Genomic DNA, 26,262 nt, shown 5'->3' on the forward strand with positions numbered 1-26,262 from the left:
CTCAGTAGTGGTACGTGTCGGACGGGGCCGGCACGTGGTCCGGGTCGTCGCTGTACTCGGATTCGTGGATGCCGTACGCCCTGGCCAGATCGAGGATCTTGTTGGCCCGGGCGATACGTGGTAGGTCCGACCCGTTGCGGATCTCCCCGCCGTCGCGCTGGAATTCGGCGAAAAACTCCTTCGCCCAGCTGATCTCGTCCTGAGAAGGGGCCAGGCCCTCATTGACCGTCGGGCACTGGTCGGGGGTCAGACAGATCTTGCCGGTCATGCCGAACTCGGCCGAGACCGCCGTGGCCTCCGAAAGGCGCAGCGCGCTGGATCCCACCGTGGGGCCGTCGACGGCGCCGGGGAGTCCGGCGGCCTTGGCGGCGATGGTGAACCGGGACCGAGCGTAGGCCAGGGTTGCCGGACTGTCGCCGAAACCGGTGTCGCGCCGGAAGTCGCCGATACCGAACGCGAGCCGGAATGCGCCCTTGGCCGAGGCGATCTCGGTGATCCGCTCCAGGCCGCGGGCGGTCTCGACCAGTGCGACGATCGGCACGTTGGGTAGCCGCCGGGCGGTCTCGGTGACGTGGTCCACCGACTCGACCATGGCGAGCATGACGCCGCCCACCGAGCTGCCGGCCAGCATCTCCAGGTCGTCGGCCCACCACGGGGTGCCGAAGCCGTTGATCCGGACCCAGTCGCTGTTGCCGTCGCCCAGCCAGCGGGTCACCTTCTCGCGCGCGGAAACCTTGTCCTTCGGGGCCACCGCATCCTCGATGTCGAGGACGACGATGTCGGCACGGGAACGGGCCGCGGGGGCGAAGCGCTCATACTGCGCGCCGTTGACCAGCAACCAGCTCCGGGCCAGTACCGGGTCGATGCGGAATCCGGGCTCGGTGGGGTGGGATTCGTCGGAGAAGGGCTGGTCGTACACGCCGTCAATCGTCGCTTACGGCCTATGCCGGGGCGAATGCGGCCCCGAACACCCGCTCGGTGTTCTCCCAGTGCCGTTTTGCGGCTGCCTCGTCGTACACCGCCGCATGATCCGGCACCGCAAAGCCGTGCGCTGCCGGATAGAACTCGATCATGTGGTCGACGGCGGCGCCGGACAGCGCGTCCTCCAACCTCTTGCCATCGTCCTCGGTGAAGGAGGCATCGTTCTCGGCTGCGGCCACGTAGACCGTCGCCTGGATCTTGTCGGCCAGCAGGTGGGGGCTGTCCGGGTCGTCTTCGACCGCCAGTCGGCCGCCGTGGAAGGACAGCGCGGCCGCGACTCGCTCCGGCACCCGGGTGGCGACGATCAGCGAGGCCCGCCCACCCATGCAGTAGCCGGTGGTGCCGAACTTCTCGCCGGAGACGTCGGGGCGGGCCGCCAGATAATCGAAGAACGACTCGGCGTCGGCGGCCAAGACCTCCGGAGTGAGAGTGCCCATCAGCTTGAAGAGCTGCTTGCGCTGCTCCTGGTCGGTGAACACGGTGTTGAGGTCGAAGGGTCCCCAACCCGGGTTGCGGTAGTAGACGTCGGGTACCAGCACGACGTAACCGAATCCGGCCAGCTTCGTCGCCATCTCTTCCATGGTGGGGCGCAGGCCGCCGGCGTCGGGAAACAGCACGACCCCAGGCCAGGGACCGTTGCCTTCCGGTGTGGCGACGGTGACGCGGCAGGTCCCGGCGGGCGTGGTGATGGTGTCTTTGGTGGTCGGCATGGCTTCCGTTCTACTCCCCGTGCCGGCACGTAAGCTGAATGAGTGCCGATCCAGACGCCCTACGAGGACCTGCTGCGGAAGGTGACCGAGCAGGGGGTGTCGAAATCCGATCGCACCGGTACCGGCACCCGCAGCCTGTTCGGGCATCAGCTGCGTTACGACCTGGCCGCCGGTTATCCGTTGATCACCACCAAGAAGGTGCACACCAAATCGGTGATCTACGAGTTGCTGTGGTTCCTGCGCGGCGATTCGAACGTGCGGTGGCTGCAAGACCACGGCGTCACGATCTGGGATGAATGGGCCAGTGAGACAGGCGATCTCGGTCCGGTCTACGGCGTGCAGTGGCGGTCATGGCCGACCCCGTCGGGGGAGCACATCGACCAGATCTCGAATGCCCTCGAGCTGCTCAAGCGCGATCCTGATTCACGGCGCAACATCGTTTCGGCATGGAACGTCGGCGAGATCCCCCAGATGGCACTGCCACCGTGCCACGCCTTCTTCCAGTTTTACGTCGCCGACCAGAAGTTGTCCTGCCAGCTGTATCAGCGCAGCGCAGACCTGTTTCTCGGGGTGCCGTTCAACATCGCCAGCTACGCCTTGCTGACCCACATGATGGCCGCGCAGGCCGGGCTCGGCGTCGGTGAGTTCGTCTGGACCGGCGGCGATTGCCACATCTACGACAACCACGTCGAGCAGGTGGCCCTGCAGCTCAGCAGAGAACCCAGATCCTACCCGGAACTTGTTCTGGCTCAACGTGATTCGATTTTTGACTACAAGTACGAGGATATTGCGATTCTGAACTACGACCCACACCCGGCGATCAAGGCGCCCGTCGCTGTATGACCGGTGATCTTCGACAGCTGGCGATGATCTGGGCACAGTCGACCTCGGGCGTCATCGGCCGTGACAACGGCATCCCCTGGAACCTGCCGGAGGACCAGGCCCGCTTCAAACAGCTCACCCTCGGACAAACCGTGGTGATGGGCCGGCTGACCTGGGAGTCACTGCCGGCCAAGGTCCGCCCGTTGCCGGAGCGGCGCAACGTCGTCATCACCCGCAACCCGGGGTACGTCGCAGACGGTGCTGAGGTACTGCCCGGAATCGACGACGTCTTCCGCGGTTGGGTGATCGGCGGGGCGCAGATCTACGCGCAGGCCCTGCCGTTCACGGTCCGGTGTGAAGTGACCGAGATCGACATCGACCTGCCCCCGGCCGAGGGGGACGCGTTGGCGCCGGTACTCGACGACTCCTGGACCAGGACCACCGGGGAATGGCTGACCAGCAACTCGGGCTTGCGGTACCGATTCTGCAGCTACGTGCGCACGTTGTAGCCGGCGGCCACTTGTCGGTGGCGTAGGGAACGATGGCGAGGTGCCTACCCTCACGATCGCGCAGGCCCGCCGCGTCGCCGTCGCCGCGCAGGGGTTTCACGCACCCAAACCCCGCGGCCCCGTCACCCGCGCGCATCTGCGCAGGTTGATCTCCCGGATTCAGGTGCTGCAGCTGGATTCGGTGTCGGTGGCGGTGCGGGCGCACTACGCGCCGGTGTTCAGTCGGCTGGGTCCGTATGACCGGGACGCGCTGGACCGGGCGGCGTGGTCGCATAGCGCCCGTTCACCGCGGCTTCTGGTGGAGTACTGGGCGCACGAGGCCGCGCTGATGGCGGTCGAGGATTGGCCCCTGCTGCGATGGCGAATGCGGGAGTACACCCACGGCCGGTGGGGCACCGAGATCGTCCGGAAGAACCCCAAGCTGGCCGAAGACATCGTGGCCGCGGTCGCCGAGCTCGGGCCGTCCACCGCCGGCCAGATCGAGGCCCATCTGGAGTCTGAGCCGCGCGGCCGCAAGGGACCGTGGTGGGACCGCAGCGAGACCAAGTGGGTGGCCGAGGCGCTGTGGTCCTCGGGGGTCCTGACGACGGCGACGCGCGTCGGCTTCGCCCGGCACTACGACCTCACCGAGCGGGTACTGCCACCGGAGGTGGTGGCCCGGCAGGTCGACGACGAGGAGGCGGTTCGGGAGCTGGCCCTACGCGCGGCCACCGCGCTGGGCGTCGGCACCGAGGCCGACATCCGCGACTACTTCCGGATGGGAGCCAAGCAGGTCAAACCGGCGCTCGCCAAGCTGGTGGCCGACGGGGAAATTGAGCCCGTCGACGTCGAGGGCACTCCGGCTTACCTGCGCGCGGGCCAGACCGTGCCGAGCCGTGACCGCGGGACCGCACTGCTGTGCCCGTTCGACCCGTTGGTCTTCTTCCGGCCCCGGGTCGAGCGGTGGTTCGATTTTCACTACCGCATCGAAATCTACGTACCCGCGCCAAAACGCCAATTCGGTTACTACGTATGGCCGTTTCTGCTCGACGGGGAGCTGGTGGCGCGGGTGGACCTCAAACGCACCGATGCGGCGCTGCAGGTGCTGGGCGCATTCACCGAAGACGGCCGAGACCGTTCTCGAGTGGCAGACGCGCTGGCCGAGGAGTTGCGCTCGATGGCCTCGTGGCTCGGGGTCGACAACGTGACGGTCGCTCGGCGGGGCGACCTCGCCGCGTTTTTGAATCGGAGCCTGCGGGGCTGACTTGTGTGCCCGCAGGCTCCGGTCGTCGTCTAGTCGTGCGCCCCGGTGCTCACCACCAATCGTCCGGTGGTCTCGCGGGCGGCCATCCGCGCCAACGCCTGCGGTAGTTCATCCCATGCCACGTTGTCGCCCACCACAGTCTGTAGCCGGCCGGTACGCATCAGCTCGAGAATCTGCACGTGGGCGTCGAGGCCCTCGGAGCGGGCCGGCCAGTTGAACCCGAGTGTGCGGCGGACGGCCAGGGGATCGGTCACGTAGACCAGACACACCCCACACACGTCGAAGTTGCCGTAGGCGATGGGGCGCGGCGAGATGTAATCGCCGTCCTCCAGGGCGATGTCCTCGGCGAACCCGGCCATCAGGTGCCGTCCGTTGAATCCCATGCAACGGAACGTATCCGTCGTCACGCTGCCGCCCACCGCGTCGAACGCAACATCCACACCACGGCCGTAGGTGAGGTCCATCACCTGCTCGACCCAGTGGCCGCCGCGGTAGTTGATGGCATGGTCGGCGCCGAGTTTCCGGCAGAGCTCCAGCTTCTCTTCACTGCCGGCAGTGGCGATCACCTTGGCGCCCAGCGCCTTTCCGAGAACCAGGGCGCCCGATCCGGTGCCGCCGGCAGCGGCGTGCACCAGCAGTGTTTCACCGGGCTTCAGGCGGCCGCGTTCGCGTAGTGCGAACCAGCCCAGGTGAAACGGGTAGTGCAGGGCGGCGCCGTCGACGTCGCTGACCCACTCCGGCAAGTCGAGCACTGTTGCCGCATCGACGATGGCGTAGGAGGCATAGCCGCCGAACGCCATCACCGGGATTCCGACCACGCGGCGGCCGACCAGGTGTTCGGCGCCCTGGCCCGCGCTTTCGACCACCCCGACCGCTTCCATGCCTGGCACGAACGGCGGTTGCAGGGGCAGCGTGGTGTAGCGCCCCTTGATGATGTCGATGTCGTTGAAGTTCAGGCAGAACGCGCGGACCGCCACCCGGACTTCGTTGGGGCCGGGTGCCCGCACCTCCACCGTTTGGCGTTCCAGTACCTCGGTGGGCTCACCGAGCGCCGTGGCGACCCAGGCCTCGGCCGAGATGGGCTGTGGTGCAGTGTGAGTCACGTGCCCTCCGTGGTGGTGAGAAAGCGGTCCCGGTAATCCCGGAATCGCTCGGCCAGGGCGGCCGGATCGAGTTGAAGGGTCGCCGCGTCGTAGATGACGCCCCCGTAGCGTCCCCGTGGATGTTCGGTGAGGAAGTCGGACATCGCCGCACGTACGTCATCACCGAAAGGCTGGTCGGCGAGTCGGTAGATGCCGGCCAGCGTGCCCCGTTCGTCGGCCATGAAGTCGTCGAATCGGACGTCGATGGACTGCCCGGCCGGCAGCGCGTCGCGATCGCGGATGCAGCCCGCGAGCAGATCGCCGATACGCTTCAGCCAGTGCTCGGTCATCTTGGCCACATCGGGCCGGTCCACGGCCATCCGCATGGCGTAGCAGATCATGGTCATCATCGACAGCGTCACGTCGACTGGATCACGGTGGGTGACAATGAAAGTCGCGTCCGGGAAGGTCGCGGCCAGGGTCGGGAACTGTTCCAGATGCTGTGGTGACTTGAGTACCCAGCGGGCTCCGCCGCGGAGCCATTGCATCGCCTGCAGGCTGCGCTTGACGTAAGCGTATGACGGCGCCTGGTCGTGTGCCTTGTAGTGGGCGGTGAAACTCGGCACGTAGTAGGTGGTTTCGAACAGCATGCCGGAGATGTCGTTGGCCAGGAGCTGGATCTCCTCGTGGGCGTGCTCGACGGTCATGTCGTGCATCCGGCGAAATTCCGGCAACGAAGTGTTCATCAAATCCACGGCGGCGGCGCAGCGGTCCCGACGCGGTGCCGGCGTGTCCTCGCCGGGGCCGGGCACGGGTTCGAGGCTCTCCCAGTAGGGCAGGTAGCGCAGTGCGGGATCCGCGGCAAGCAGATTGTGCAGATGCGTGGTGCCGGTACGGGGGAGGCCGCAGATGATGATCGGCCGTTCGATCTCGATGTCTTCGATCTCGGGATGGTCGGCGATGAGCGCTTCCAGCCGCAGCCGGTTCACCAGGTTGCCGACCAATTGCTCGAACGCTATCGCCAGGCCGGTCTGCGACAGGCCCGCCTCGTCACGCAGTGCGGTACAGAGAACGTCGAGACGTTCCCGGAATGCGGGGTCGCCGAAATTGTCCAACCCGGATCGCTCGGTCGCGGCCGTCAGCAGCGCTGCCGGGTTCAGATCGAGATTCGCGCCGTAGGCGGCCAGTCCGTCGCGGATCGGTTGGGCTGCCGGGGGATACACCGGGTTGGACAGATCATCGAACCGGACCGGCGCCGGACGTTGCATGCTGGTGGTCACAGGGCCGCGACCTCGGCCACGTCGACGACCCGGCACTGCGGGTGTGCCGGGGTCTCGTCGGGCAGGAACCAGCGCAGCCAGATGAGGCCCTTGGACCGTCCGGCCGTGGAGACCCAGTTCGGGTGCCCGGGGTCCTTGTCGCTGATGACGATCCGCCAGGACCCATCCGGTTCGTAGGTGACGTGGGCGCCGTTGATGGTGACCCGCTCGTGGGTGTAGTCGAAGGTGTGCAGGAACGGATTCCACAGGCAGAGGTTCCAGAACACGCACTCAGGTGAGGTGCCCTCGATGATCAGGGCCTGATCCGGCGTCAGCTCGTAGGCGCCCATGGCGTACGCCGCGTCCGCGGCGGACCACCCGTAGGCGTTCTGGGGGACCGGGAACGGCGGGTGCAGTTGGTTGGCGGGCTCCACCTTGGTGGGCAGGAAGGAAACCTGTTCGTGCAGCCAGTTCTTGGCGTAGCGGAAGCGGCGGGCCAGGTCCGCGGCACTGTCCGAACGCCGGGCGGGCGGATTGAGCGTCTCGATCCGCCAGACCGGCCGGCGCTCGGTGGCGGAATCGTTCAGATAGTCACGGGTCAAGGCGAATTCGGCGTCGGCTTCCAGTTTGAGCCAGGCGCCCGGGTGGGGGTCGGGGCTCATGATGAACTCGAAGTTGCCGTCCTCGTCGAATTCCAGGTCGCGATTGTTGATGGTACCGACGATGCGATCGCTGTAGCGCCCTTCGCCAGGCCCGCCATAGACGGTCATCGACAGGTACACCGCATCGCCGCGGTTACCGGTGACGCGGTAGGTGCGGCCTGGGTTCAGGGGTGCGAGCTGATAGAAGGCGTCCGCGTTGTCCCCGCCCCATTTGAGATACGGGCTGGTGACGTCGATCAGGATCGGCTTGTCGCGGTCGCCCCGCACATACGCGTCGACGCTGACCTGCAGCACGCTGAACGCCAGGCGGTATCCGTCGAGCAGGTCGGGTTCGCTCAGCGTGGGTTCGGCATCGAGGAGCTTCTGCTCGATGCCGCGCACCTCGTCGAGAAGCGCGTTGAACGCCTCGGACAGCTCGGTCCTGTCGGTCATGGTCGATCCTTCTTTCGTGGTTGTTTACGTCCGGCTCCTTCGATCAGCAAGGAACACAGTCGGTCTGCGGTGTCGTCGACGTCGATGTCCGGCTCCATGTGGGCGGTGTAGAACGCGGTGCCGATCAACGTTTGGTAGACCATGTCGATGTCGACATCGGTGCGAACCCGGCCCTGCTCCACGCCAGAGGCGACCAGGGCGCGGAAAGCCCCCTTGGTCTGCTCGTCGAGCAGTTGCTGGGTCTTGATGTGGAGTTCCGGATCGCGGCGACGCTCGGTGAGGATGCCGAGTGCGGCGGCCTCGACCACGGGATCACGCCAGAAGGCGAGCACTGCGGAGGTGAAGCCCCGCAGGTCGGCCTCGAAATCTCCTGAGAGCGACAGGAGTTCACCGCCAAGTGGTTGGCCGAAGGCGGCATCGAAGACCAGGTGGGCCTTCGACGGCCAGCGCCGGTAGATGGTGGGCCGGCTGACACCGGCCGCACGGGCGACGGCCTCGATGGAGAGCTGGTCATAGCCGTCCTGTGCCAGCAAGGCACGGGTGGCGCACATGATGTCGCGCTGAGTTTGTGGATCACGCGGCCGCCCTGGGCTTGTGAGCGAGGACACATGATTACGTTACGATACGTCACGTAATTGCGTCAATAGTCAATAGGTGCGGCACCTGGGTTGCGTTGGCGCATTCTTGCCGTTTTCGACACCCGGGTCGTGGTCGTCGTCGATCAACAGCCCTCTGGTCGAAAGCGACGAGGCGGGTGAGGCGCGGGCGGCTCAGATCATCTGCAGGGCCGCCAGGCAGACATCGGTCGAGGCGAACGCATGGGTGGGTTTGACGCGTTTGTGGGAGACGCCGCCGCGTCGCCGCTCGGAGAAGATGATGCGACCGTCGGGGCTGAACCCGATTTCCAGCTCCGTCACCACGCCGGTTGCGCTCAGCAGAGGGTGTTCCCAGACCATCGTGCGGTACTCCGCGTTGGGTCCGCTGTCGAAGATCAGGTCCCAGTCTTTCTCATTGGCGCGTTCGCGGACCAGATCCAGCATCTCGTAGTGCACTGTGGTTCCTCTCATGGTTGTTTTCGATGGTCGTTTGATGGAGATGTATTGCGTGACAGGGCTATCGATGCGGTCTCGCCGGGTACGTTTGTCGGTGCTCCGAGCTTGGTTCAATCGGCGGCTGGCGTCTGTCCGCTGATCGGACCACCAACCGGGCCACGCTCGATCCGCCGATCGGGGGACGAAGGTGGACGGATTGGTCGCTGCCCCTCGATCAGCGACCAATCCGTCGGCCTGGGTGGCTCGGCCCTTCCCGGTGGCTCAGCGCCCAGGCAGAACCTGGGTGACCGTGGCCTGCAAGTCGGCGCCCTCGGGGCCGGAGATGCCGGTCTCCCGGTCGAAGGTCGCGGTCCCGTCCGCGTCAATGGTGAAGTTGCCGACCTGATCCTGATCGCCCCCGGTCACCTTGAAGATCACGGTCGTCTTGTCTGGCAACGGCTTTGCGCTGACGTATTGCGGGTTGATGGTGTACCGGTAGTTGCATCCCGCCGAGCCGTAGCACTTCTGCTGGGTGACGACCACGTCGATGACGAAATCGGCTGCGGTGGGTGGCGATGCGATGGGGGACGGTGTCGAGGACGACGTCAACCCGGCGCCCCACATCGGTGTGTCGGTGGGATTCGTCGAGACCCGGTCCGGAGACACACAGCCCGCGAGCGTGAGTGCAGCGGTGAGGAGTGTCGCGACCAGGGTTGCGCGAATGGTCGTGCGTAGCATCGCTAGACCTTCCTTTTCAGGTGGGTGGGCCGGGTGGTGGGGCAGGGTCCAAGCTGTGAACCCGCCGCCCGGTGTCCGGGGAACAGGACAGTAAAGAGGAGGGGTCCGACAAGTTGGGTCAGGACGCGACGGCCGGGTCGTGGAACTCCTCGTCGGGCACCTCAGACAGGGACAGCCCGGCGGCGGATCGCGTAGGTGCTGCAGTCGCCGTGAGTTTTGTCGGTCCCCGCGCGGAGAGTTGGCGCCATGACTAATCAGCAGAAGCCCGGCACCCCGAGCACTGCCTCACGTCTACCAACCCTCGGCACAGAGCGTTTCGCTGCACTGATCGATGGAGCTCGTTGGTTGCAGGTTGTCGTGTGGAGATCGCCTCCATCACGAACTCTGCGCCCGCTCGTACTCGGCAGCACTGGAGACGGCGAGCGCGACGGCGCCGCCGACGGCCGCGATGAAAGCGATGGCCACCAGCCAGCCGTATCCCGGCCGTGAGAGATCACCCAGCAGAACCACGCCGACGATGCCCGGCACTACGGTTTCGCCGACCACCAATGCCGCAGCCACACCGTTCACCGAACCCACCTGCAGGGCAACGGTGAACAGATAGAAGCCGCCGAGACCGGCGACCACCACGGCCCACGTCGCCGGGTCAACGATCAGCACACGCACGTTCAAGGGATCGAGACCGTCGACGAGCCGGATCGCCACCGCCATTGCCCCGTAGAGCACGCCGGCGATCAGGCCGGCCGGCACGGCGGCACGCCGTCCGAGGAACCGGACCAGTGTGGCACCCAGGCCCAGGATGATCGCGGACACCACCAGCACAGCCCAGTGCATGGCCGCGCCCGGATCGCGGTCGCCCAGATGTCCGGCGGTGGCTCCCAGGATGCACAGCGCCACAAGAACTATGGCGATGGCGGTCCAGTCGCGCCGATGCAGTCGAACGTGGAGAACGAAGATGCTCAACACCGCGGTCACCACGAGGTTGGCGCTGATGATCGTCTGCGACAGGAACAGTGGAATCAACCGCGCCGAGACCAGGCTGCCCACGAAGCCGAGGAGGTCGAGCGCCATTCCTGCGATGAAGACCGGTGCGAGCATCGCGCCGATCGTCGACCGCAGGGTGGGGCCGCTGTCAGGTGTGTCGGCTTCCGTCGCACCCGAACGTCCTGCGGCATACGACTGCAACACCGAGGCCGTTCCATAGCCGACGCACGCCAGCAGTGCGGCGGACACACCGATCAGCACTGCGAACCGTCGGCGTGTAGCGGCGGTGCGATCGGGCCAGCACGGAACATCAGCCGAGTCTAGGAGCGCGATCAGGTGAACGGTCGTCGATTTCTACCGCAGGGTCATGGATCCGGACGATCAACAGCCCGGAGGTAGAAAGCGGCGCATCAGCGATTCCTGAAGGTCAGTGCGGGAGCTGATTCAGCACGGCCGTCGTGACATCGAAGACCACCGCTGCGTCGTCACCGTTGACCGCGACGACGGGCACGAGTCGGCTGGGGCGGGCGGCGTCAACACCGTCGAAGCCGTCCCCGACGACCGCGTCAGCGAAGGTCGTTCCCTCGTGGACCTTGTGGTAACCGTCGTGATTCCCGAACTTCGTCGGCTCGCCATCGGCGGCCACCACTTCGTGCGTCTGGTAGTCGAAAGTCACCAAGACCTCGACGGCGTCGACGGTGAAGAAGCACGACGTCAAGGACTGGTCCTTCCAGTCGAACGACACCGTCCGCGACTCCTGCAACTTCGGCACGACTGCGCACGGAGCGGAGTCGGTGAGGGCGGTCACCGACGTGTGCGGGGAACTGCCCTGCGTCGGGTGTTCCGGCCATGTCGCGATCACCGCGCGGGCCAGCGGATCGGCGGTCGCGCAGGCATCGCGATCGCGTTCCATCGACACCCTCATCCGCACGGCAATCTCGTTCTCGAATGCCACGTCGTAGTTGCATGCGCTTTCGACGAGCTGATCACGCACCTCGGGCGCCAGAGCCGTGGCAGCATCGATTCGGCGTGCCTTGACACCGTCGATCTCGTCGAGTTCGCCGAGCGACGAAGTCAGGAAATCGAAGGGCGAGAAGGCAATTGACCAGCTCACGTCGATCCCGCGGGTGGTGCCGTCATCCACGAGGGCTTCACATGAGGTTGAGTTGGACGACGTCCCGATCGCCTTGACGGTGCCGAGCACCTCGAGATGGCTGGGCTCGATCAATGCGCACGGATCGATCCCGAGAGCCCACGTGATGGTCTCCGCACGTGACAGCGTCTGCGATGCCGGCGTCGAAGTCGACGAAGGCGACGGTGCGGTCCCCGGCGTCGTCGAGGTTGTCGTCGAGCAACCCGCGGCCAGCACCGCCACTGCCGAGAACACCCCGACCCGCATCGACTGCAACATTGCGTCCCCCAACTGGATGAAGCCCGAAGTCTGCCACCCATCTCGGCGACGATCTCTCTCATCCAGACATTGGTGCAGCCAGTAGACAGCTCGACAGTAGGGTGGGCGAGTGGCCGAGATCGCGCCGCTGCGCGTGCAGCTGATCGCCCAGACGGAATTCCAGGCACCGCCTGACGTGCCGTGGAGCACCGATGCCGCGGGTGGGCCTGCGCTCACCGAGTTCGCGGGCCGGGCCTGTTACCAGAGTTGGTCGAAGCCCAATCCCAGGACGGCGACCAACGCGAGCTACATCCGCCACATCATCGACGTCGGCCATTTCTCGGTACTCGAACACGCGTCGGTGTCGTTCTACATCAGCGGGATCTCCCGGTCGGCCACCCACGAACTGATCCGGCACCGGCACTTCTCCTATTCGCAGCTCTCGCAGCGCTACGTCCCGGAGAACGACGCCGAGGTGGTAGTTCCGCCCGGGTTCGAAGACGATCCCGAGTTGGTGGAGCTCTTCACCGCAGCCGCCGACGCCAGCCGCGCGACCTACACCGACCTGCTGTCACGGCTGGAAGCCAAGTTCGCGGACCAACCCAACGCGGTTCTGCGTCGCAAGCAGGCCCGGCAGGCCGCCCGGGCTGTGCTGCCCAACGCCACCGAGACCCGCATCGTGGTCACCGGCAACTACCGCGCCTGGCGCCACTTCATCGCGATGCGGGCCAGCGAACACGCTGACGTGGAGATCCGCAGGCTGGCGATCGCCTGCCTGCGTGAGCTCGTCGAAGCCGCCCCCGCGGTGTTCTCCGATTTCGAGATTTCGACGCTCGCGGATGGTAGTGAGGTGGCAACCTCGCCTTTGGCCACGGAGGCTTGACGGAGTGGCCGGTCAACACCGCGACGAAGGTCCGATCGACCCGGGGTAATCTTGGCGCGTGAGCACGAGCGGAATCGATGTGACAGTCCAGTTGGGCACGGTGTTGACCGCAATGGCAACTCCGTTCAAGCCCGACGGTTCGCTGGATCTCGAAACAGCCGCTCGTCTGGCCAATCGCCTGGTCGACGCGGGGTGTGACGGTTTGGTGCTCTCGGGCACCACCGGCGAATCGCCGACCACCTCCGATGACGAGAAGCTCGCGCTGCTGCGCGTGGTGCTCGAGGCCGTCGGCGACCGGGCCCGGATCGTCGCCGGTGCGGGCAGCTATGACACCGCCCACAGCGTGCACCTGGCCAAGGCCAGCGCCGCCGAGGGGGCACACGGCCTGCTCGTGGTGACGCCGTACTACTCACGTCCCCCACAGGCCGGCCTGGTCGCGCACTTCACCGCGGTCGCCGACGCCACGGACCTGCCGAACCTGCTCTACGACATTCCGCCCCGGTCATCGATCCCGATCGCCTGGGAGACCATCAGCATCCTGGCTGCGCACCCGAACATCGTGGGCGTCAAGGACGCCAAGGGCGATCTGCACGGCGGCGGCCAGATCCTTGCCGAGACCGGGCTGGCGTACTACTCCGGGGACGACACCCTGAACCTGCCCTGGCTTGCCATGGGTGCCGTCGGCTTCGTCAGCGTCTGGGGACACCTCGCTGCAGGCCAGTTGCGGGACATGTTGACCGCGTTCAACTCTGGCGATATCGCCACCGCCCGCAAGATCAACCTGTCGTTGGCCCCCTTGGCCCGCGCCCAGGCCCATCTCGGCGGAGTCACGATGTCCAAGGAAGGCCTGCGATTGCAGGGATTCGATGCGGGTCTGCCGCGGCTGCCCCAGATCCCGGCCACCCCGGGCGAGATCGAGGCGCTGGCAGTCGATATGCGTGCGGCAGCGGTGTTGCGATAGTGGCCACCGAGCTCGCGCCCCCCAAGCCCCTGGCCCCCGGCGGTCTGCGAGTTACCGCGCTGGGTGGAATCAGCGAAATCGGCCGCAACATGACGGTCTTCGAGCACCTGGGCCGCCTGCTGATCGTGGACTGCGGGGTGCTCTTCCCGGGGCACGACGAACCGGGCGTCGACCTGATCCTGCCGGACCTGCGTCACGTGGAGAACCGGCTCGACGATGTCGAGGCACTCGTCGTCACCCACGCCCACGAGGACCACATCGGGGCGATTCCGTTCCTACTCAAGCAGCGTCCGGACATTCCGGTGGTCGGCTCGAAGTTCACTATCGCGCTGATCCGCGAAAAGTGCCGCGAGCACCGCATCAAGCCGGTGTTCGTCGAGGTCGCCGAGCGGCAGAGCAGCCAGCACGGCGTCTTCGAATGCGAGTACTTCGCGGTCAACCACTCCATCCCGGGATGCTTGGCCGTCGCGATCCACACCGGTGCCGGCACCGTCCTGCACACCGGAGACATCAAGCTCGACCAGCAGCCGCTCGACGGCCGTCCGACGGACCTGCCGGGCATGTCCCGGCTCGGTGACGCCGGCGTCGACCTGTTCCTGTGTGACTCGACCAACTCCGAACACCCGGGTGTCAGTCCGTCCGAGAGTGAGGTCGGCCCGACGTTGCACCGGCTGATCCGCGGTGCCGAGGGCCGCGTGATCGTGGCCTGCTTCGCCTCGAATGTCGATCGCGTGCAACAGATCACAGATGCGGCGGTGGCGCTGGGGCGGAAGGTCTCGTACGTCGGACGCTCGATGGTGCGCAACATGGGCATCGCCCGTGAGCTCGGCCTCCTGCGGGTCGCCGACGCCGACATCCTCGACATCGGGGCGGCCGAGATGATGCCGGCCGAGAAGGTCGTCCTGATCACCACCGGTACCCAGGGCGAGCCGATGGCCGCGCTGTCGCGGATGTCGCGCGGCGAGCATCGCAGCATCACGCTGACCGCGGGCGATCTGATCATCCTGTCCTCGTCGCTGATCCCCGGCAATGAGGAAGCCGTCTACGGTGTCATCGACGCGCTGGCCAAGATCGGCGCCCGCGTTGTCACCAATGCCCAAGCGCGCGTTCACGTTTCAGGCCACGCCTACGCCGGTGAGTTGCTGTTCCTCTACAACGGGGTGCGGCCTCGAAATGTAATGCCGGTGCACGGCACCTGGCGTCACATGCGCGCCAACGCGGCGCTGGCCGCCAGTACCGGGGTTCCGCCGGAGAACATCGTGCTGGCGGAGAACGGTGTGAGTGTGGACCTGGTGGCCGGTAAGGCCTCGATCTCCGGTGCGGTGACCGTCGGCAAGATGTTCGTCGACGGGTTGATCACCGGCGATGTCGGCGACGCCACTCTCGGTGAACGCCTCATCCTGTCTTCGGGTTTCGTCGCGGTGACGGTGGTCGTGCACCGTGAAACCGGGAAGCCCGCCGCTCCGGCCCATCTGTATTCCCGCGGGTTCTCCGAGGATCCGAAGGCGCTGGAGTCGGTGGCCCGCAATGTCGAGCGGGAGCTGGAAAGTCTTGCCGCCGATAACATCACCGACCCGATCCGGATCGCGCAGGCCGTCCGGCGGACGGTGGGCAAGTGGGTGGGCGAGGTTTACCGACGCCAGCCGATGATCGTTCCGACCGTCATCGAGATCTGACCGAATTGGTGCGCGGACCGCGTCGCCGGCCCGGTTAGATTGGGTCGGTGAGCCATCCCGCACCACAGGTGCCATGTGAACGACGTCGTCCGCTTCCGCCGTTCAATTCGGTGGACGACGTCAAACGGGCAGTGGTGTATCCCTACTTTCTTCGATATCTGCTCATCGTGGGCGGCATCCTGTTCGCGCTGGTGTTCCCCTGGGCGATCTATGCCGTTGTCGTCCGGGAGGACGGACCCGACACCATCGTCACCGTCGTGTTCGTGATCGCGCTCGCAACTGTCGCCGTGGGATCAAGGATCATGCCCTCCATCCTGGCGCGACGCTTCTACGACCGGGTGATGCGCGGGGGTGTGCTGTGCGACGTATATCCGGCCGGCTTGCCCGATACCAAGGCCGCGATCTTGATCGACGCCAGGTTGTCCGATGCGCAGGCGGCGTACGTCCACGACGTGATGACCACCTGGCTCGGGAGGTTGGCTTCGGACCCGGCGACCCGTGAACAGGCCGGCGAACTGTTCGCCGATGGCCCGATTCGCAGCGCCGACGGACTCGCCGGCCCAGCCGCCCGGGGTGGGTTCCTTGTCGCCCGCGACACGGATCCGCACAAGGGTTGGCGTCTGGTGTTGGCTGAGGAAAACCCGCGCGACCCGCACCGGCCGTATTCGAAAGGCCTTGTGGTCAAGGTCGAGACGCCGAGCATGGAGTCAGCCCGCAAGTAGCAGAATCCCGCCGACCAGCAGTGCGATCACCTTGATGAGCTCGAACCCGACGTAGTAGTAATGCGCCCGCGAACGTGACTCGGCCTCTTCGCCCGGGGCGACGGCCAGCACGGCGTCAGAGCGCTGAATCAGCTTGGGCCGCACCGCGATCAACTGCACCGCCAGTGCCGCGACGGCAACTGCGAAGGCCGCGATCACCGCTGCCGACGGGCGGTGCATGGCGAAGACCAAGATGATGACGACGGCGAATGCGGTTTCCACCGCGTTGAGCGCACGGAAAACCCTGCGCCCGATGCCGAGTCCGATCTGCAGCGTCACGCCCGGGGCCCGGAACTTCAGCGGCGCCTCGATGAACGAGATCGCCAGCACCATGCCCAGCCAGCAGAAGGCGACCGCGACCGCGACCGCCAGACCGGCATTCATCACATATCTCCCATCGGGCCTACTTCTCGGCCAATCGTCCCGTCAGTGGGTGCTTGCCAGCTTGCCAAAGGCCCCTGCATGAGCCCGAGGTGGATTGGCGCGGTGATCACGGATAGAGTTTATACAAGTTTTAATTGTAAAAACTAGGGCAGGTACGTGACCGGCCCGGAAAGGGATCTGTCCGATGGCTGAAGACGTGGCAGGACGCGACGATGTGGAGCTGTTGCTCTGGCGGTTCTACAGCAAGACCCTTTCCGATCCGGTGCTCGCCGAGCCGTTCGCCGAGCTGCGCGCCAAGGGGCTGCGGTCCCACATCCCGGTCATGGGCGACTTCTGGGAGACCGTGCTTTTCCGCGCCGGGCTCTACCGGGGCAGCGCCCTGACCGTGCACCGTGAACTGCACGCCCGTCATCCGCTGTCGGCGCAGCATTTCGTGCGCTGGCTGACCTTGTGGACCGAAACCGTCGACGAACTTTTCGAGGGCCCGCATGCCGAGCGGGCCAAGCTGCAGGCCGGTCGCATCGCCAAGGCCATGCACCGGAGACTGGCCGGCGCGGATGCCGCCGAGCTCGACGCTCTGGTTGCCTGCTAGCGCTTCTCGGCGTAGGCGGTCCACTCCACCTGCGAGGCGGTCAGCTTCCGCCCGGATGGCGAAATGTAGTGCTCGGTGAGGTAATCGGGCCCGGCCTGCTCGATCAACTGCCAACCGTACGGCTCGATGAACGCTGCCACCCGGCCCGGGTCCAGCCCGAACTGCCACAGTTGGCTACGAACGCGGAACCGGCGATACAACGATTCGGCCCCGTAGCGGTTGGTGCCGTCGATGAAATCGCTGCGGACGTAGGTGAACGCCAACCGGCTGGCCGACGCTGCCGAACGAAGGAACTCGAACGTCGCCTCGACACCGTCGGCACTCAGATACTGCGTCACGCCTTCCCAGACGAAGAAGGTGCGGTGTTCAGCGCGGTGGCCATGCCTGGCGAGTTCGGCGGCCAGATCGTCGTGTTCGAAATCCACCGGTACCAGATGTACCGAGTCCGGCACGGTTCCCAGCGCGCTGTGCACCACCGAGCGTTTGCGCTCGATGTTGACCGGCAGATCCACCTCGAACACCGGGATCGCACTGTGCCGTGCCAGTCGGTAGGCCTTGGTATCCAGCCCGGCGCCGAGAATCACCACGGCATCGATATCCGACAACGCCTGTGTGAGCTTGTCGCCGAGGTAGCGCTTGCGGCAGGTCAGATTCGCCCACAGTCCCGGGCCCGAGCGTTCGGTGGCCTGGACCAGAAGCCTGCGGGCAACCGACCAGCGCGTGGTCCGGGTGAAGGCGCGCACCCCGGGCGGCAGGAATGACAGCGCCATGTCGTCGTCGACCAACCGTCGCTGCACCGGTTCGTACTGCTCGACGGCGGCGAGCACCATCGGGCCGACGGCGGTGGCGGCAACGGGGTTGCTCATCGTTTGTTGACGATGCCGGCGTCCACCGGAAGTGTCACCCCGGTGATGTACCGCGCCTGATCGGATACCAGCCAGGCCACCGCATTCGCAACGTCTTCCGATTGGATGACCTGCACCGGCAGTGCATTACTGAAATCGGTCGGTGCGTTCAACTCCTCGGCAATGTGTTTCAGCCACCCGCGGGTGAACTCGTTGTTGATCATCGGGGTGTCCACCCCGGTGGGGTGGATGGTGTTGACCCGAATGCTGTGTGGGGCAAGGAAGTTGGCGTAGGCTCGCATCAGTCCGACCACGCCGTGCTTGGCCGCGGTGTAGCCGAGCGAGCCGCGGTCGCCGCCGCCCACGCCGATCAGTCCTGCCGCTGAACTGATCAACACGATCGACCCGCCGTCACCCTGAGAGACCATGATCGGAATCGCCGCCTCGACGGTGTGGTGCACACCGGACAGATTGACATCGATGACGTCGCGCCAGCCGTCGGGGCCAGACTGCATCGGGGCGATCCCGGCATTGGCGACGACGATGTCGAGCCGGCCGAGCTGGTCCACACCCGTCTGCAGCGCCGCCCCAAGGGCCTGCTCGTCACGGACGTCGGCCTGCAGTGCGACGATCCGGCCACCCGCTTCCTCTACGAGCTTGACCGTGGCGGCCAGATCATCGGGCGTGGCCAGGGGATAGGGCACCGACTCGATCTGTTCGCACAGATCGATCGCGATGATGTCGGCCCCGTCGGCGGCCAGTCGCAGGGCCTCGGCCCGCCCCTGGCCGCGCGCGGCGCCGGTGATGAACGCGACCTTCCCGGCCAGGGGAGTGGCGGTGGACATCAGGACCGCAACTGGCCCTTGGCCGGGTCGCCGGCCACCACGGGCTGCAACATTTTGATATCGGGAGCGCCGTCGAGCAGCTCGCCGATCGACCCGAACAGCGTGCCGATGGCCGGGGCGGTGCTGTGGGTCTTGAGGGCATCGGCGTCGGCCCACTGCTCGACGAAGACGAACGTCCCATCCGCCTCGTGCAGTGAATACAGCTGGCAGCCAGGCTCGTCGTGCACGGTCGCGACGGCATTGGTGCAGGCCTCGCGCACGGCGTCGACGGACTCGGGCTTGGCCTTCATGGTGGCGACGACGACAACAGGCATAGGTGCAGAACTCCTCGATGAGTGCCGAAACTGGACGAGTGTCCACCCTAGGCGATCAGCCGGTGGATTCGGTTCGTATGGCTAAGTGTCATTTGATACCGTCTTGTGACCCGTGTGGCACATGGTGATTGTGGGGCATATGCGACTAGGCTTGCGGGCATGGCTAACAAGACCGCCGGCCGATCCGGACCGCGTTCGAGCAGGTCGAACGCCAGCTCGCGGGGCGGTTCGCGGCGTCAGGCGCCGGCTCGTAAGGGTCGCCCGGCTGCGCCGCGGCGTAAGCCCGCACGCCGGCCACAGGCCTCGCCCGTCTCTGCCGCCGGACAGAAGCTCGGTCAGGGAGCTCGCGCGGGCTGGCTGATGCTCGCCAAGGGTGCCGGTTCGACCGCTCGGTCGGTGGGCCGCGCACGCGATATCGAACCCGGACATCGTCGTGACGGCCTGGCGCTCGCACTGCTCGGAATCGTCGTCGTCGTTGCCGCCAGCTCGTGGTTCCACGCGGCCGGCCCGGTGGGGCAGTGGATCGACACCGCGGTGCGCACCCTGATCGGGGGGCCAGTGGTGCTCGTGCCCGTCATCCTCGGCGTCATCGCCGTCGTGCTGATGCGCACCGAGCCGGATCCCGAGTCACGCCCCCGGCTGATCCTGGGATCGGCCATGATCGCGCTGCCGCTGCTCGGCCTGTGGCACCTGTGGTCGGGATCGCCGCAAGATCCCATCGCCCGCCAGCACGCCGCCGGATTCGTCGGCTTCGCCATCGGAGGGCCCCTGTCCGACGGACTGACCGAGTGGATCGCCGCACCGCTGCTGTTCATGGGCGCGCTGTTCGGTCTGTTGTTGGTCACCGGGACCACGATCCGCGAGGTGCCCTCGACCCTGCGGACCATGTTCAGCACCCGGGCATTCCACGACGACTATGACGACGAATACGACGAATACGACGGGGACTACGTCGACGAGTACGAAGACGATGACGCGTACGACGACCTGTCCGACGGCTACTACGACGACGACGCCTCGCGCGGCGACGCGCAGCCAGAGACCTGGCCGACAGCCGCCATCGAGGCGCCGCAGGCGCCGACCGGTAGCCCGATGGAGAACTACCCGCTGTCCGAGGACGCACCGACCGTCCCCGAGCCCGCGGTCAAACCTCGTCGCAAGAAGGCCGAAGCCAAATCCGAGCCGAAGGCCAAATCCTCTGATGACACCCTGGTGATGGACCGCGTGGTCGAGGGACCCTACACGCTGCCCCCACTGGATCTGCTGATCGCCGGTGACCCGCCGAAGCTGCGCACCGCCGCCAACGATCAGATGACCGACGCCATCACCTCGGTCCTGCAACAGTTCAAGGTCGATGCCTCCGTCACCGGTTGCACCCGCGGTCCGACCGTCACCCGCTACGAGGTCGAACTGGGACCCGGGGTCAAGGTTGAGAAGATCACCGCGCTGCACCGCAATATCGCCTACGCGGTGGCCACCGAGAGCGTGCGTATCCTCGCGCCGATCCCCGGCAAGTCCGCGGTCGGTATCGAGGTGCCCAACACCGACCGCGAGATGGTGCGCCTGGCCGACGTGCTCACCGCGCCCAGCACCCGGCGCGACCATCATCCGCTGGTGATCGGCCTCGGCAAGGACATCGAGGGCGACTTCGTCTCGGCGAACCTGGCCAAGATGCCGCACCTGTTGGTGGCCGGTTCCACCGGCTCGGGCAAGTCCAGCTTCGTCAACTCGATGTTGGTGTCGCTGTTGGCGCGCGCCACCCCCGAAGAGGTCAGGATGATCCTGATCGACCCGAAGATGGTGGAACTCACACCATACGAAGGCATCCCGCACCTCATCACGCCGATCATCACCCAGCCGAAGAAGGCCGCGGCGGCGCTGGCCTGGCTGGTCGAGGAGATGGAACAGCGCTATCAGGACATGCAGGCCTCGCGGGTGCGGCACATCGACGTGTTCAACGAGAAGGTGCGTTCCGGGGAGATCAGCACACCGCTCGGTAGCGAGCGCGTCTACAAGCCCTACCCCTACATCCTGGCGATCGTCGACGAGCTCGCCGACCTGATGATGACCGCACCGCGTGATGTCGAGGAGGCCATCGTGCGCATCACGCAGAAGGCCCGCGCCGCAGGCATCCATCTGGTGCTGGCCACCCAGCGCCCGTCGGTCGACGTCGTCACCGGTCTGATCAAGACCAACGTGCCCTCGCGGCTGGCGTTCGCGACCTCCTCGCTGACCGACAGCCGCGTCATCCTGGACCAGCCGGGCGCCGAGAAGCTCATCGGTATGGGCGATGGGCTGTTTCTGCCGATGGGCGCGAACAAGCCGCAACGCCTGCAGGGTGCCTTCATCACCGACGAAGAGATCCACGCCGTCGTCGAGGCCACCAAGGCCCAGGCCGAGCCAGAGTTCGTGGAGGGCGTCACCAAGGCCAAGCCGACCGGGGAACGCACCGATGTCGATCCCGATATCGGCGACGACATGGACGTCTTCCTGCAGGCGGTCGAGCTCGTGGTCTCCAGCCAGTTTGGCTCCACCTCGATGCTGCAGCGCAAGCTGCGGGTCGGGTTCGCCAAGGCCGGCCGGCTGATGGACCTGATGGAGACCCGGCAGATCGTCGGACCGTCCGAGGGCTCCAAGGCGCGCGAAGTGCTCGTCAAGCCCGACGAGCTGGCCGGCACGCTGATGCTGATCCGCGGCGGTGCCGACGCCAACGGTGCCGACACCGACGACGACGAGGAGTTCTGACCGGAAGAATTAGAGCGTCAACAGCATTCGGGTGTTGCCCAGAGTGTTGGGCTTGACGTAGGACAGGTCGAGGAACTCCGCCACACCGGTGTCGTACGAGCGGCACATCTCCTCGTACACCTCGGCGGTCACCGGGGTGCCGTCGATCTCCTCGAATCCGTGTTTGGCGAAGAAGTCGACTTCGAAGGTCAGCACGAAGATGCGGCTCAGATGCAGATCGCGTGCGACGTCGAGGAGGTGCTCGACCAGAACGTGGCCGACGCCGGTGCCGCGGACTTTCGGATGTACCGCCACGGTGCGCACCTCACCGAGATCGGCCCACAGCACATGGAGCGCACCGCATCCGACGAGTTCGTCGTCGAGTTCGGCGACCCAGAATTCCTGGACCGCCTCGTACAACGTGACCAGGTTCTTCTCGAGCAGGATCTTGCCCGCGTAGACGTCGATCAAGCTCTTGATCGCCGGGACATCGGACGTGCGGGCGCGGCGCACCACAGGGTGTTCGCGCGGCTCGACACTGCCTGGGTTCACAGGCGCAAGAGTATCCGTTACGGCAACCGATATTCTGTTGCGGTGCCGGGCCAACCTTCTACCGATCCGGTGGTCCCGCGTGCGCGCGTGGCCAACCTCGCCAACGTGCTCACCGGGGTGCGGATGGTGCTGGTTCCGGTCTTCCTCGTATTCCTGTTCGCCGGCGACGGCCATGAAACCGGCTGGCGGATCGCCGCTTTCACGGTGTTCGCGGTTGCCGTCATCACCGACCATTTCGACGGGGCACTGGCCCGCAGCTACGGGATGATCACCGAGTTCGGCACGCTGGCCGATCCGATCGCCGACAAGGCACTGATCGGGGCGGCGCTGATCGGCTTGTCGATGCTCGGCGATCTGCCGTGGTGGATCACCGCGGTGGTGCTGACCCGTGAGATCGGAATCACGGTGTTGCGGTTCGCGGTGCTGCGTCACGGCGTGATTCCGGCCAGCCGCGGCGGCAAGCTCAAGACACTGGTGCAAGCCGTGGCGATCGGGCTGTTCGTGCTGCCACTGCATGCATGGCCCGACATCTGGCTGAACGTCGCCTGGGTGATCATGTGGGCCGCCGTGGTGCTGACCGTGCTCACCGGTGCCGACTACGTCATATCCGCGATCAGGGATTCGCGTGGACGATCCGCTGCTCACTGACGACGCCAGGGCCCTGGTCGCCGACCTGACGGTGCGCTCCCAGAGCGTGGCCACCGCCGAGTCGCTGACCGGCGGATTGCTCGCGGCGACGCTGGCCGGGGTGTCCGGGGCCAGCGCGGTCCTGCAAGGCGGACTGGTCACCTACAACGAGGACACCAAGATCTGGCTGGCCGGAGTGGCTCCTCAGGTGCTTGACGCGGTCGGCCCGGTCGCGGCTCCCACCGCGCGAGCGCTGGCGGTGGGTGCCCGGCAGCGTTGCGCAGCTACCTGGGGCGTCGGCCTGACCGGCGTGGCCGGGCCGGAACCGCACGGTGGGCACCCGGTGGGCACGGTGTTCATCGGCCTGGCGGGGCCGGTCGACACCGACGTCATCGAGTTGTCGCTGTCCGGCTCACGCTGGGATATCCGCCGCGCGGCCGTCGACGAGGCGATTGCCCGGTTGCGTTTCCTGGTCGAGAACCAGTAACCCACTCAGCCGCGGACTGTCGGGAACCATGCGGTGGTCCGCGGCGTTGGTCTGTAAGCGGACCTGCGACCCGCCAGGCGAAGGAGGGCACGATGACGGCATTGCTGCGTGAGGTGATTGGCGACGTGCTGCGTCACGCCCGCACCGAACAGGGACGGACGTTGCGTGAAGTGTCCGACTCGGCCCGGGTCAGCCTCGGGTACCTCTCCGAAGTCGAGCGGGGCCGCAAGGAGGCCTCCAGCGAACTCCTCAGCGCCATCTGCGACGCGCTGGATGTCCCGCTGTCGCGGGTGCTCACCGATGCCGGTGAGAACCTGGCCGAGCGCGAACACGCATCCGCAGAGGTCGAGGTGCCGGCGCACGCCAATCTCGCCCACATCGATGCGGCGACCAAGGTGGTCATTCCACAGGTCGTGTCGATGGCCGTTGCCTGACATCAGCGCGATTCCGACGCCAGCCTGATTGTGCCGTTCGTGCCTGAGGCGCGAATTTTTCGCAAAACACCCAGACGAACAGACTGCGGGGCTGTGGCTGCATGTCCTGAACCGATAAGTTGGCATCAGAGGAACTGCGGCAACCTGAAGAAGCAGTAGGACCCGAACGCTGGCCTGACAACTGGGCCTGGCAGACAAGCCCGACAGATAAGGCGGAACGAACCAATGGCCAATCCGTTCGTCAAGGCGTGGAAGTACCTGATGGCGCTGTTCAGCTCCAAGGTCGACGAATACGCTGACCCGAAGGTGCAGATTCAGCAGGCCATCGAGGACGCGCAGCGTCAGCATCAGGCGCTGACCCAGCAGGCCGCGCAGGTCATCGGCAACCAGCGTCAGCTGGAGATGCGGCTCAGCCGTCAGCTCGCCGACATCGAAAAGCTGCAGGTCAATGTCCGTCAGGCACTGAATCTGGCTGATCAGGCCACGGCCTCCGGTGACGCGGCCAAGGCCACCGAGTACACCAACGCCGCCGAGGCGTTCGCCGCCCAGCTGGTTACCTCCGAGCAGAGCGTTGAGGACCTCAAGGGCCTGCACGACCAGGCTCTGCAGGCCGCCGGGCAAGCCAAGAAGGCCGTCGAGCAGAACGCCATGATGCTGCAGCAGAAGATCTCCGAGCGCACCAAACTGCTGTCGCAGCTGGAGCAGGCCAAGATGCAGGAGCAGGTGAGTTCCTCACTCCGGTCGATGAGTGAGGTCGCCGCACCGGGTAACACCCCGAGTCTCGACGAAGTGCGCCAGAAGATCGAACGCCGTTACGCCAACGCGATGGGCGAGGCCGAGCTCGCGCAGAACTCTGTGCAGGGCCGCATGATGGAGGTGCAGCAGGCCAGCGTCCAGATGGCCGGCCACTCCCGGCTCGAGCAGATCCGGGCGTCGATGCGCGGCGAAGCCCTGCCGAGCGGTGACGCCTCCCCGGCGACGCCGGCCTCCCCGGCAGCCAAACAAACTCCTGCCACCCCCGAGAACCCGCTCGGCCAGTAGAGATTCGAGTGTCCCAGATCATGGCTACCAAGACCGGTCGACCCGACGCCTGGAAGTCGTTGGTGCAGCGGGGGATTGACACTGCGGCAGACCTGTCCGGGGCCCTCACCGAAAAGCTCAGCGCCGCCGCCGATCCGCGGGCAAAGCTGCTGCGCAAGCGGCGGTGGGCGTTGCGCTTCGGGGTGTTCTTCACCCTGTCCAGTGGGTTTTGGGTGCTCGTGACGGCGCTGCTGGCGTCCTGGAGCACACCGGTCTGGGGCCTGATCATCACCGGCGCGATCGCGGCGGGTGCGGCGTTCCCGGCGACGTTGTTCTGGTTGCGGTACCGGTGGCTGCGTGCCGAGCCGCTCCCGGCGGAGCGGCCGGTCTCGGGACGTCGGTTGCCGCCCTGGGGCTCTGCTGCCCGTCAGCCCATGGCGGCGCTGGTGGCCTCCGAGCGGGGCATGTTCTCGCTACTCGGCGTGCTGGAGCGTGGGCGGATGCTGCCGGCCGACGAACTGCGGGAGCTGTCCGCGGTGGCCAACCAGACCGCGCGGACCATGGCGGCCACCGCCACCGAGGTGGTCTCGATGGAGCGCGCGATCAGCAACGCTCCACAGTCCCGCCAGCATCTGGTGCCCACCATCAACGCCTTCGCCGCCCAGCTCGGCCAGGGCGTGCGGCAGTACAACGAAATGGTCACTGCCGCAGCGCAACTGGTGTCAACGGTGAATAGTGGTCAGGCCGCGGCGTCGCCGCTGTCGCAACAGCGCTATCGCAACGAACTGACCGGTGCCACTGATCGTCTGGTGGGCTGGGCGCAGGCATTCGACGAGCTCGGTCAGCTGCGCCGCGCCTGAACCGCCGCTACAGCGAGGTGCGCAGCGCCGGCACGACCGCGCCGGCCAGGCCGCGCAGGGTCGCCTTGAACATGTCGAGGAAGTCGAAGTAGTCACGCCAGAGTGTGATTCGACCTTCGTGCACCTCGAACACCCCGCATACCCAGAACTGCAGGCGCACCGGCCCGAAGACCAGGGCATCGGTGCGTTCGGTCAGCACGGCGGCGCCGTCGGCGGCGATCCGGTGGATCTTCACCTCGAATGCGGCCTTGCCCGGCATCGAGCGGAACAGCTTCATCGCACGTTGGCGTCCGTAGATGGTCGGAAGGCCGACGTTCTGGTAGACGAGGTTCTGCGCCAGCGCGTTCTCGGCGGTGTCGAAGTCCTGCTCCTGCAGCGCGTTGAGGAACGTCTCGACCGTCACGGTCGGGGTCTGCGTTGCGGTGGTGGATTGGTCAGACATGCCCGAAGCCTA

General features: G+C 66.3%; 30 protein-coding genes. 14 read left to right on the forward strand and 16 right to left on the reverse strand.

Annotated features, from left to right (window positions below; genetic code table 11):
* Nucleotide 1 precedes the first annotated feature (1 nt).
* A complete protein-coding gene (locus HBE63_RS07900; protein WP_371814936.1) occupies nucleotides 2–919 on the reverse strand; it encodes a CoA ester lyase in 918 nt (305 codons plus the stop codon).
* A gap of 22 nt (nucleotides 920–941) precedes the next feature.
* Nucleotides 942–1,691 carry a dienelactone hydrolase family protein gene (locus HBE63_RS07905; RefSeq protein WP_166904261.1) on the reverse strand — a complete coding sequence of 250 codons (750 nt, stop codon included), beginning with the start codon at nucleotides 1,689–1,691 and terminating at the stop codon, nucleotides 942–944.
* A gap of 42 nt (nucleotides 1,692–1,733) precedes the next feature.
* Between HBE63_RS07905 and HBE63_RS07910 the strand changes: the two genes are divergently transcribed.
* Genes HBE63_RS07910 through HBE63_RS07920 form a run of 3 tightly spaced genes read left to right on the forward strand, consistent with a single transcriptional unit; the run spans nucleotide 1,734 to nucleotide 4,265 of the window.
* Nucleotides 1,734–2,534: a thymidylate synthase gene (locus tag HBE63_RS07910; protein ID WP_166904262.1), complete on the forward strand. Its 801-nt coding sequence runs from the start codon at nucleotides 1,734–1,736 to the stop codon at nucleotides 2,532–2,534.
* Nucleotides 2,531–3,022, forward strand: coding sequence for a dihydrofolate reductase (locus HBE63_RS07915; protein ID WP_166904263.1), 492 nt, complete (start codon nucleotides 2,531–2,533; stop codon nucleotides 3,020–3,022). Before HBE63_RS07910 ends, HBE63_RS07915 begins: the two co-directional genes overlap by 4 nt.
* Before the next feature lie 40 nt (nucleotides 3,023–3,062).
* Nucleotides 3,063–4,265: a winged helix-turn-helix domain-containing protein gene (locus tag HBE63_RS07920; protein WP_166904264.1), complete on the forward strand. Its 1,203-nt coding sequence runs from the start codon at nucleotides 3,063–3,065 to the stop codon at nucleotides 4,263–4,265.
* A gap of 29 nt (nucleotides 4,266–4,294) precedes the next feature.
* Here the strand turns inward: HBE63_RS07920 and HBE63_RS07925 are convergent, their stop codons facing one another.
* The 8 genes from HBE63_RS07925 to HBE63_RS07960 form a co-directional block, all read right to left on the reverse strand.
* Nucleotides 4,295–5,368, reverse strand: a complete 1,074-nt coding sequence (locus tag HBE63_RS07925; RefSeq protein ID WP_166904265.1) for a zinc-binding dehydrogenase — start codon at nucleotides 5,366–5,368, stop codon at nucleotides 4,295–4,297.
* A complete protein-coding gene (locus HBE63_RS07930) occupies nucleotides 5,365–6,627 on the reverse strand; it encodes a sulfotransferase (protein WP_166904266.1) in 1,263 nt (420 codons plus the stop codon). Before HBE63_RS07930 ends, HBE63_RS07925 begins: the two co-directional genes overlap by 4 nt.
* Nucleotides 6,624–7,700, reverse strand: coding sequence for a DUF1214 domain-containing protein (locus HBE63_RS07935; RefSeq protein ID WP_166904267.1), 1,077 nt, complete (start codon nucleotides 7,698–7,700; stop codon nucleotides 6,624–6,626). The genes HBE63_RS07930 and HBE63_RS07935 overlap by 4 nt, the downstream gene beginning before the upstream one ends.
* Nucleotides 7,697–8,308, reverse strand: a complete 612-nt coding sequence (locus HBE63_RS07940) for a TetR/AcrR family transcriptional regulator (RefSeq protein ID WP_243858555.1) — start codon at nucleotides 8,306–8,308, stop codon at nucleotides 7,697–7,699. Before HBE63_RS07940 ends, HBE63_RS07935 begins: the two co-directional genes overlap by 4 nt.
* A 162-nt stretch (nucleotides 8,309–8,470) precedes the next feature.
* Nucleotides 8,471–8,767, reverse strand: a complete 297-nt coding sequence (locus HBE63_RS07945) for a hypothetical protein (protein WP_208301324.1) — start codon at nucleotides 8,765–8,767, stop codon at nucleotides 8,471–8,473.
* 246 nt (nucleotides 8,768–9,013) lie between these two features.
* Nucleotides 9,014–9,469, reverse strand: coding sequence for a hypothetical protein (locus tag HBE63_RS07950; protein WP_166904268.1), 456 nt, complete (start codon nucleotides 9,467–9,469; stop codon nucleotides 9,014–9,016).
* 375 nt (nucleotides 9,470–9,844) lie between these two features.
* Complete coding sequence (locus HBE63_RS07955) at nucleotides 9,845–10,714, reverse strand: hypothetical protein (protein ID WP_166904269.1); 870 nt, start codon at nucleotides 10,712–10,714, stop codon at nucleotides 9,845–9,847.
* Between the two features lie 166 nt (nucleotides 10,715–10,880).
* Nucleotides 10,881–11,864: a DUF3558 family protein gene (locus tag HBE63_RS07960; RefSeq protein ID WP_166904270.1), complete on the reverse strand. Its 984-nt coding sequence runs from the start codon at nucleotides 11,862–11,864 to the stop codon at nucleotides 10,881–10,883.
* 109 nt (nucleotides 11,865–11,973) lie between these two features.
* On the opposite strand from HBE63_RS07960, the gene thyX reads away from it, so the two are divergent.
* Genes thyX through HBE63_RS07980 form a run of 4 tightly spaced genes read left to right on the forward strand, consistent with a single transcriptional unit; the run spans nucleotide 11,974 to nucleotide 16,085 of the window.
* Nucleotides 11,974–12,726 carry an FAD-dependent thymidylate synthase gene (gene thyX, locus HBE63_RS07965; protein ID WP_166904271.1) on the forward strand — a complete coding sequence of 251 codons (753 nt, stop codon included), beginning with the start codon at nucleotides 11,974–11,976 and terminating at the stop codon, nucleotides 12,724–12,726.
* Between the two features lie 58 nt (nucleotides 12,727–12,784).
* Nucleotides 12,785–13,687, forward strand: a complete 903-nt coding sequence (dapA, locus tag HBE63_RS07970; protein WP_166904272.1) for a 4-hydroxy-tetrahydrodipicolinate synthase — start codon at nucleotides 12,785–12,787, stop codon at nucleotides 13,685–13,687.
* Complete coding sequence (locus tag HBE63_RS07975) at nucleotides 13,687–15,363, forward strand: ribonuclease J (protein ID WP_166904273.1); 1,677 nt, start codon at nucleotides 13,687–13,689, stop codon at nucleotides 15,361–15,363. Before dapA ends, HBE63_RS07975 begins: the two co-directional genes overlap by 1 nt.
* Nucleotides 15,364–15,410: 47 nt before the next feature.
* The gene (locus HBE63_RS07980) at nucleotides 15,411–16,085 is read left to right on the forward strand and encodes a hypothetical protein (RefSeq protein WP_166904274.1); all 675 of its coding nucleotides are present in this window, start codon (nucleotides 15,411–15,413) and stop codon (nucleotides 16,083–16,085) included.
* Here the strand turns inward: HBE63_RS07980 and HBE63_RS07985 are convergent.
* Nucleotides 16,071–16,508: a hypothetical protein gene (locus tag HBE63_RS07985; protein WP_166904275.1), complete on the reverse strand. Its 438-nt coding sequence runs from the start codon at nucleotides 16,506–16,508 to the stop codon at nucleotides 16,071–16,073. The two genes, HBE63_RS07980 and HBE63_RS07985, sit on opposite strands and share 15 nt — an antisense overlap.
* 184 nt (nucleotides 16,509–16,692) lie before the next feature.
* On the opposite strand from HBE63_RS07985, the gene HBE63_RS07990 reads away from it, so the two are divergent.
* Complete coding sequence (locus tag HBE63_RS07990; protein ID WP_166904276.1) at nucleotides 16,693–17,100, forward strand: group III truncated hemoglobin; 408 nt, start codon at nucleotides 16,693–16,695, stop codon at nucleotides 17,098–17,100.
* Here HBE63_RS07990 and HBE63_RS07995 read toward each other — a convergent pair.
* The 3 genes from HBE63_RS07995 to HBE63_RS08005 are packed head-to-tail and all read right to left on the reverse strand — an operon-like array spanning nucleotide 17,097 to nucleotide 19,104.
* Complete coding sequence (locus tag HBE63_RS07995) at nucleotides 17,097–17,966, reverse strand: SAM-dependent methyltransferase (RefSeq protein ID WP_166904277.1); 870 nt, start codon at nucleotides 17,964–17,966, stop codon at nucleotides 17,097–17,099. The genes HBE63_RS07990 and HBE63_RS07995 overlap by 4 nt on opposite strands.
* Entirely contained in the window at nucleotides 17,963–18,790 is an 828-nt protein-coding gene (locus HBE63_RS08000; protein WP_166904278.1) for a mycofactocin-coupled SDR family oxidoreductase, read from the reverse strand. The genes HBE63_RS07995 and HBE63_RS08000 overlap by 4 nt, the downstream gene beginning before the upstream one ends.
* Nucleotides 18,790–19,104: a putative quinol monooxygenase gene (locus HBE63_RS08005; RefSeq protein WP_166904279.1), complete on the reverse strand. Its 315-nt coding sequence runs from the start codon at nucleotides 19,102–19,104 to the stop codon at nucleotides 18,790–18,792. The genes HBE63_RS08000 and HBE63_RS08005 overlap by 1 nt, the downstream gene beginning before the upstream one ends.
* 159 nt (nucleotides 19,105–19,263) lie before the next feature.
* Here HBE63_RS08005 and HBE63_RS08010 point away from each other — a divergent pair, with 159 nt between their 5' ends.
* Entirely contained in the window at nucleotides 19,264–21,849 is a 2,586-nt protein-coding gene (locus tag HBE63_RS08010) for a DNA translocase FtsK (RefSeq protein ID WP_208301325.1), read from the forward strand.
* Between the two features lie 9 nt (nucleotides 21,850–21,858).
* Here the strand turns inward: HBE63_RS08010 and HBE63_RS08015 are convergent, their stop codons facing one another.
* A complete protein-coding gene (locus HBE63_RS08015) occupies nucleotides 21,859–22,380 on the reverse strand; it encodes an amino-acid N-acetyltransferase (RefSeq protein ID WP_208301326.1) in 522 nt (173 codons plus the stop codon).
* 42 nt (nucleotides 22,381–22,422) lie between these two features.
* On the opposite strand from HBE63_RS08015, the gene pgsA reads away from it, so the two are divergent.
* The 5 genes from pgsA (at nucleotide 22,423) to HBE63_RS08040 (ending at nucleotide 25,808) form a co-directional block, all read left to right on the forward strand.
* Nucleotides 22,423–23,028: a CDP-diacylglycerol--glycerol-3-phosphate 3-phosphatidyltransferase gene (pgsA, locus tag HBE63_RS08020; protein WP_208301327.1), complete on the forward strand. Its 606-nt coding sequence runs from the start codon at nucleotides 22,423–22,425 to the stop codon at nucleotides 23,026–23,028.
* Entirely contained in the window at nucleotides 23,006–23,494 is a 489-nt protein-coding gene (locus tag HBE63_RS08025) for a CinA family protein (protein WP_044517776.1), read from the forward strand. The genes pgsA and HBE63_RS08025 overlap by 23 nt, the downstream gene beginning before the upstream one ends.
* A gap of 92 nt (nucleotides 23,495–23,586) precedes the next feature.
* Nucleotides 23,587–23,928 carry a transcriptional regulator ClgR gene (gene clgR, locus HBE63_RS08030; RefSeq protein WP_166904281.1) on the forward strand — a complete coding sequence of 114 codons (342 nt, stop codon included), beginning with the start codon at nucleotides 23,587–23,589 and terminating at the stop codon, nucleotides 23,926–23,928.
* A gap of 225 nt (nucleotides 23,929–24,153) precedes the next feature.
* The gene (gene pspA / locus HBE63_RS08035) at nucleotides 24,154–24,969 is read left to right on the forward strand and encodes a phage shock protein PspA (protein ID WP_166904282.1); all 816 of its coding nucleotides are present in this window, start codon (nucleotides 24,154–24,156) and stop codon (nucleotides 24,967–24,969) included.
* Nucleotides 24,970–24,989: 20 nt separating this feature from the next.
* Complete coding sequence (locus HBE63_RS08040) at nucleotides 24,990–25,808, forward strand: hypothetical protein (protein WP_166904283.1); 819 nt, start codon at nucleotides 24,990–24,992, stop codon at nucleotides 25,806–25,808.
* A gap of 7 nt (nucleotides 25,809–25,815) precedes the next feature.
* Here HBE63_RS08040 and HBE63_RS08045 read toward each other — a convergent pair whose 3' ends face one another.
* On the reverse strand, nucleotides 25,816–26,250 hold the full coding sequence (locus HBE63_RS08045) for a limonene-1,2-epoxide hydrolase family protein (RefSeq protein ID WP_166904284.1): 435 nt from the start codon (nucleotides 26,248–26,250) through the stop codon (nucleotides 25,816–25,818).
* Between the last annotated feature and the right edge of the window lie 12 nt (nucleotides 26,251–26,262).

Origin of the sequence: Mycobacterium sp. DL440 (assembly GCF_011745145.1) — a bacterium.
Lineage (GTDB): Bacteria > Actinomycetota > Actinomycetes > Mycobacteriales > Mycobacteriaceae > Mycobacterium.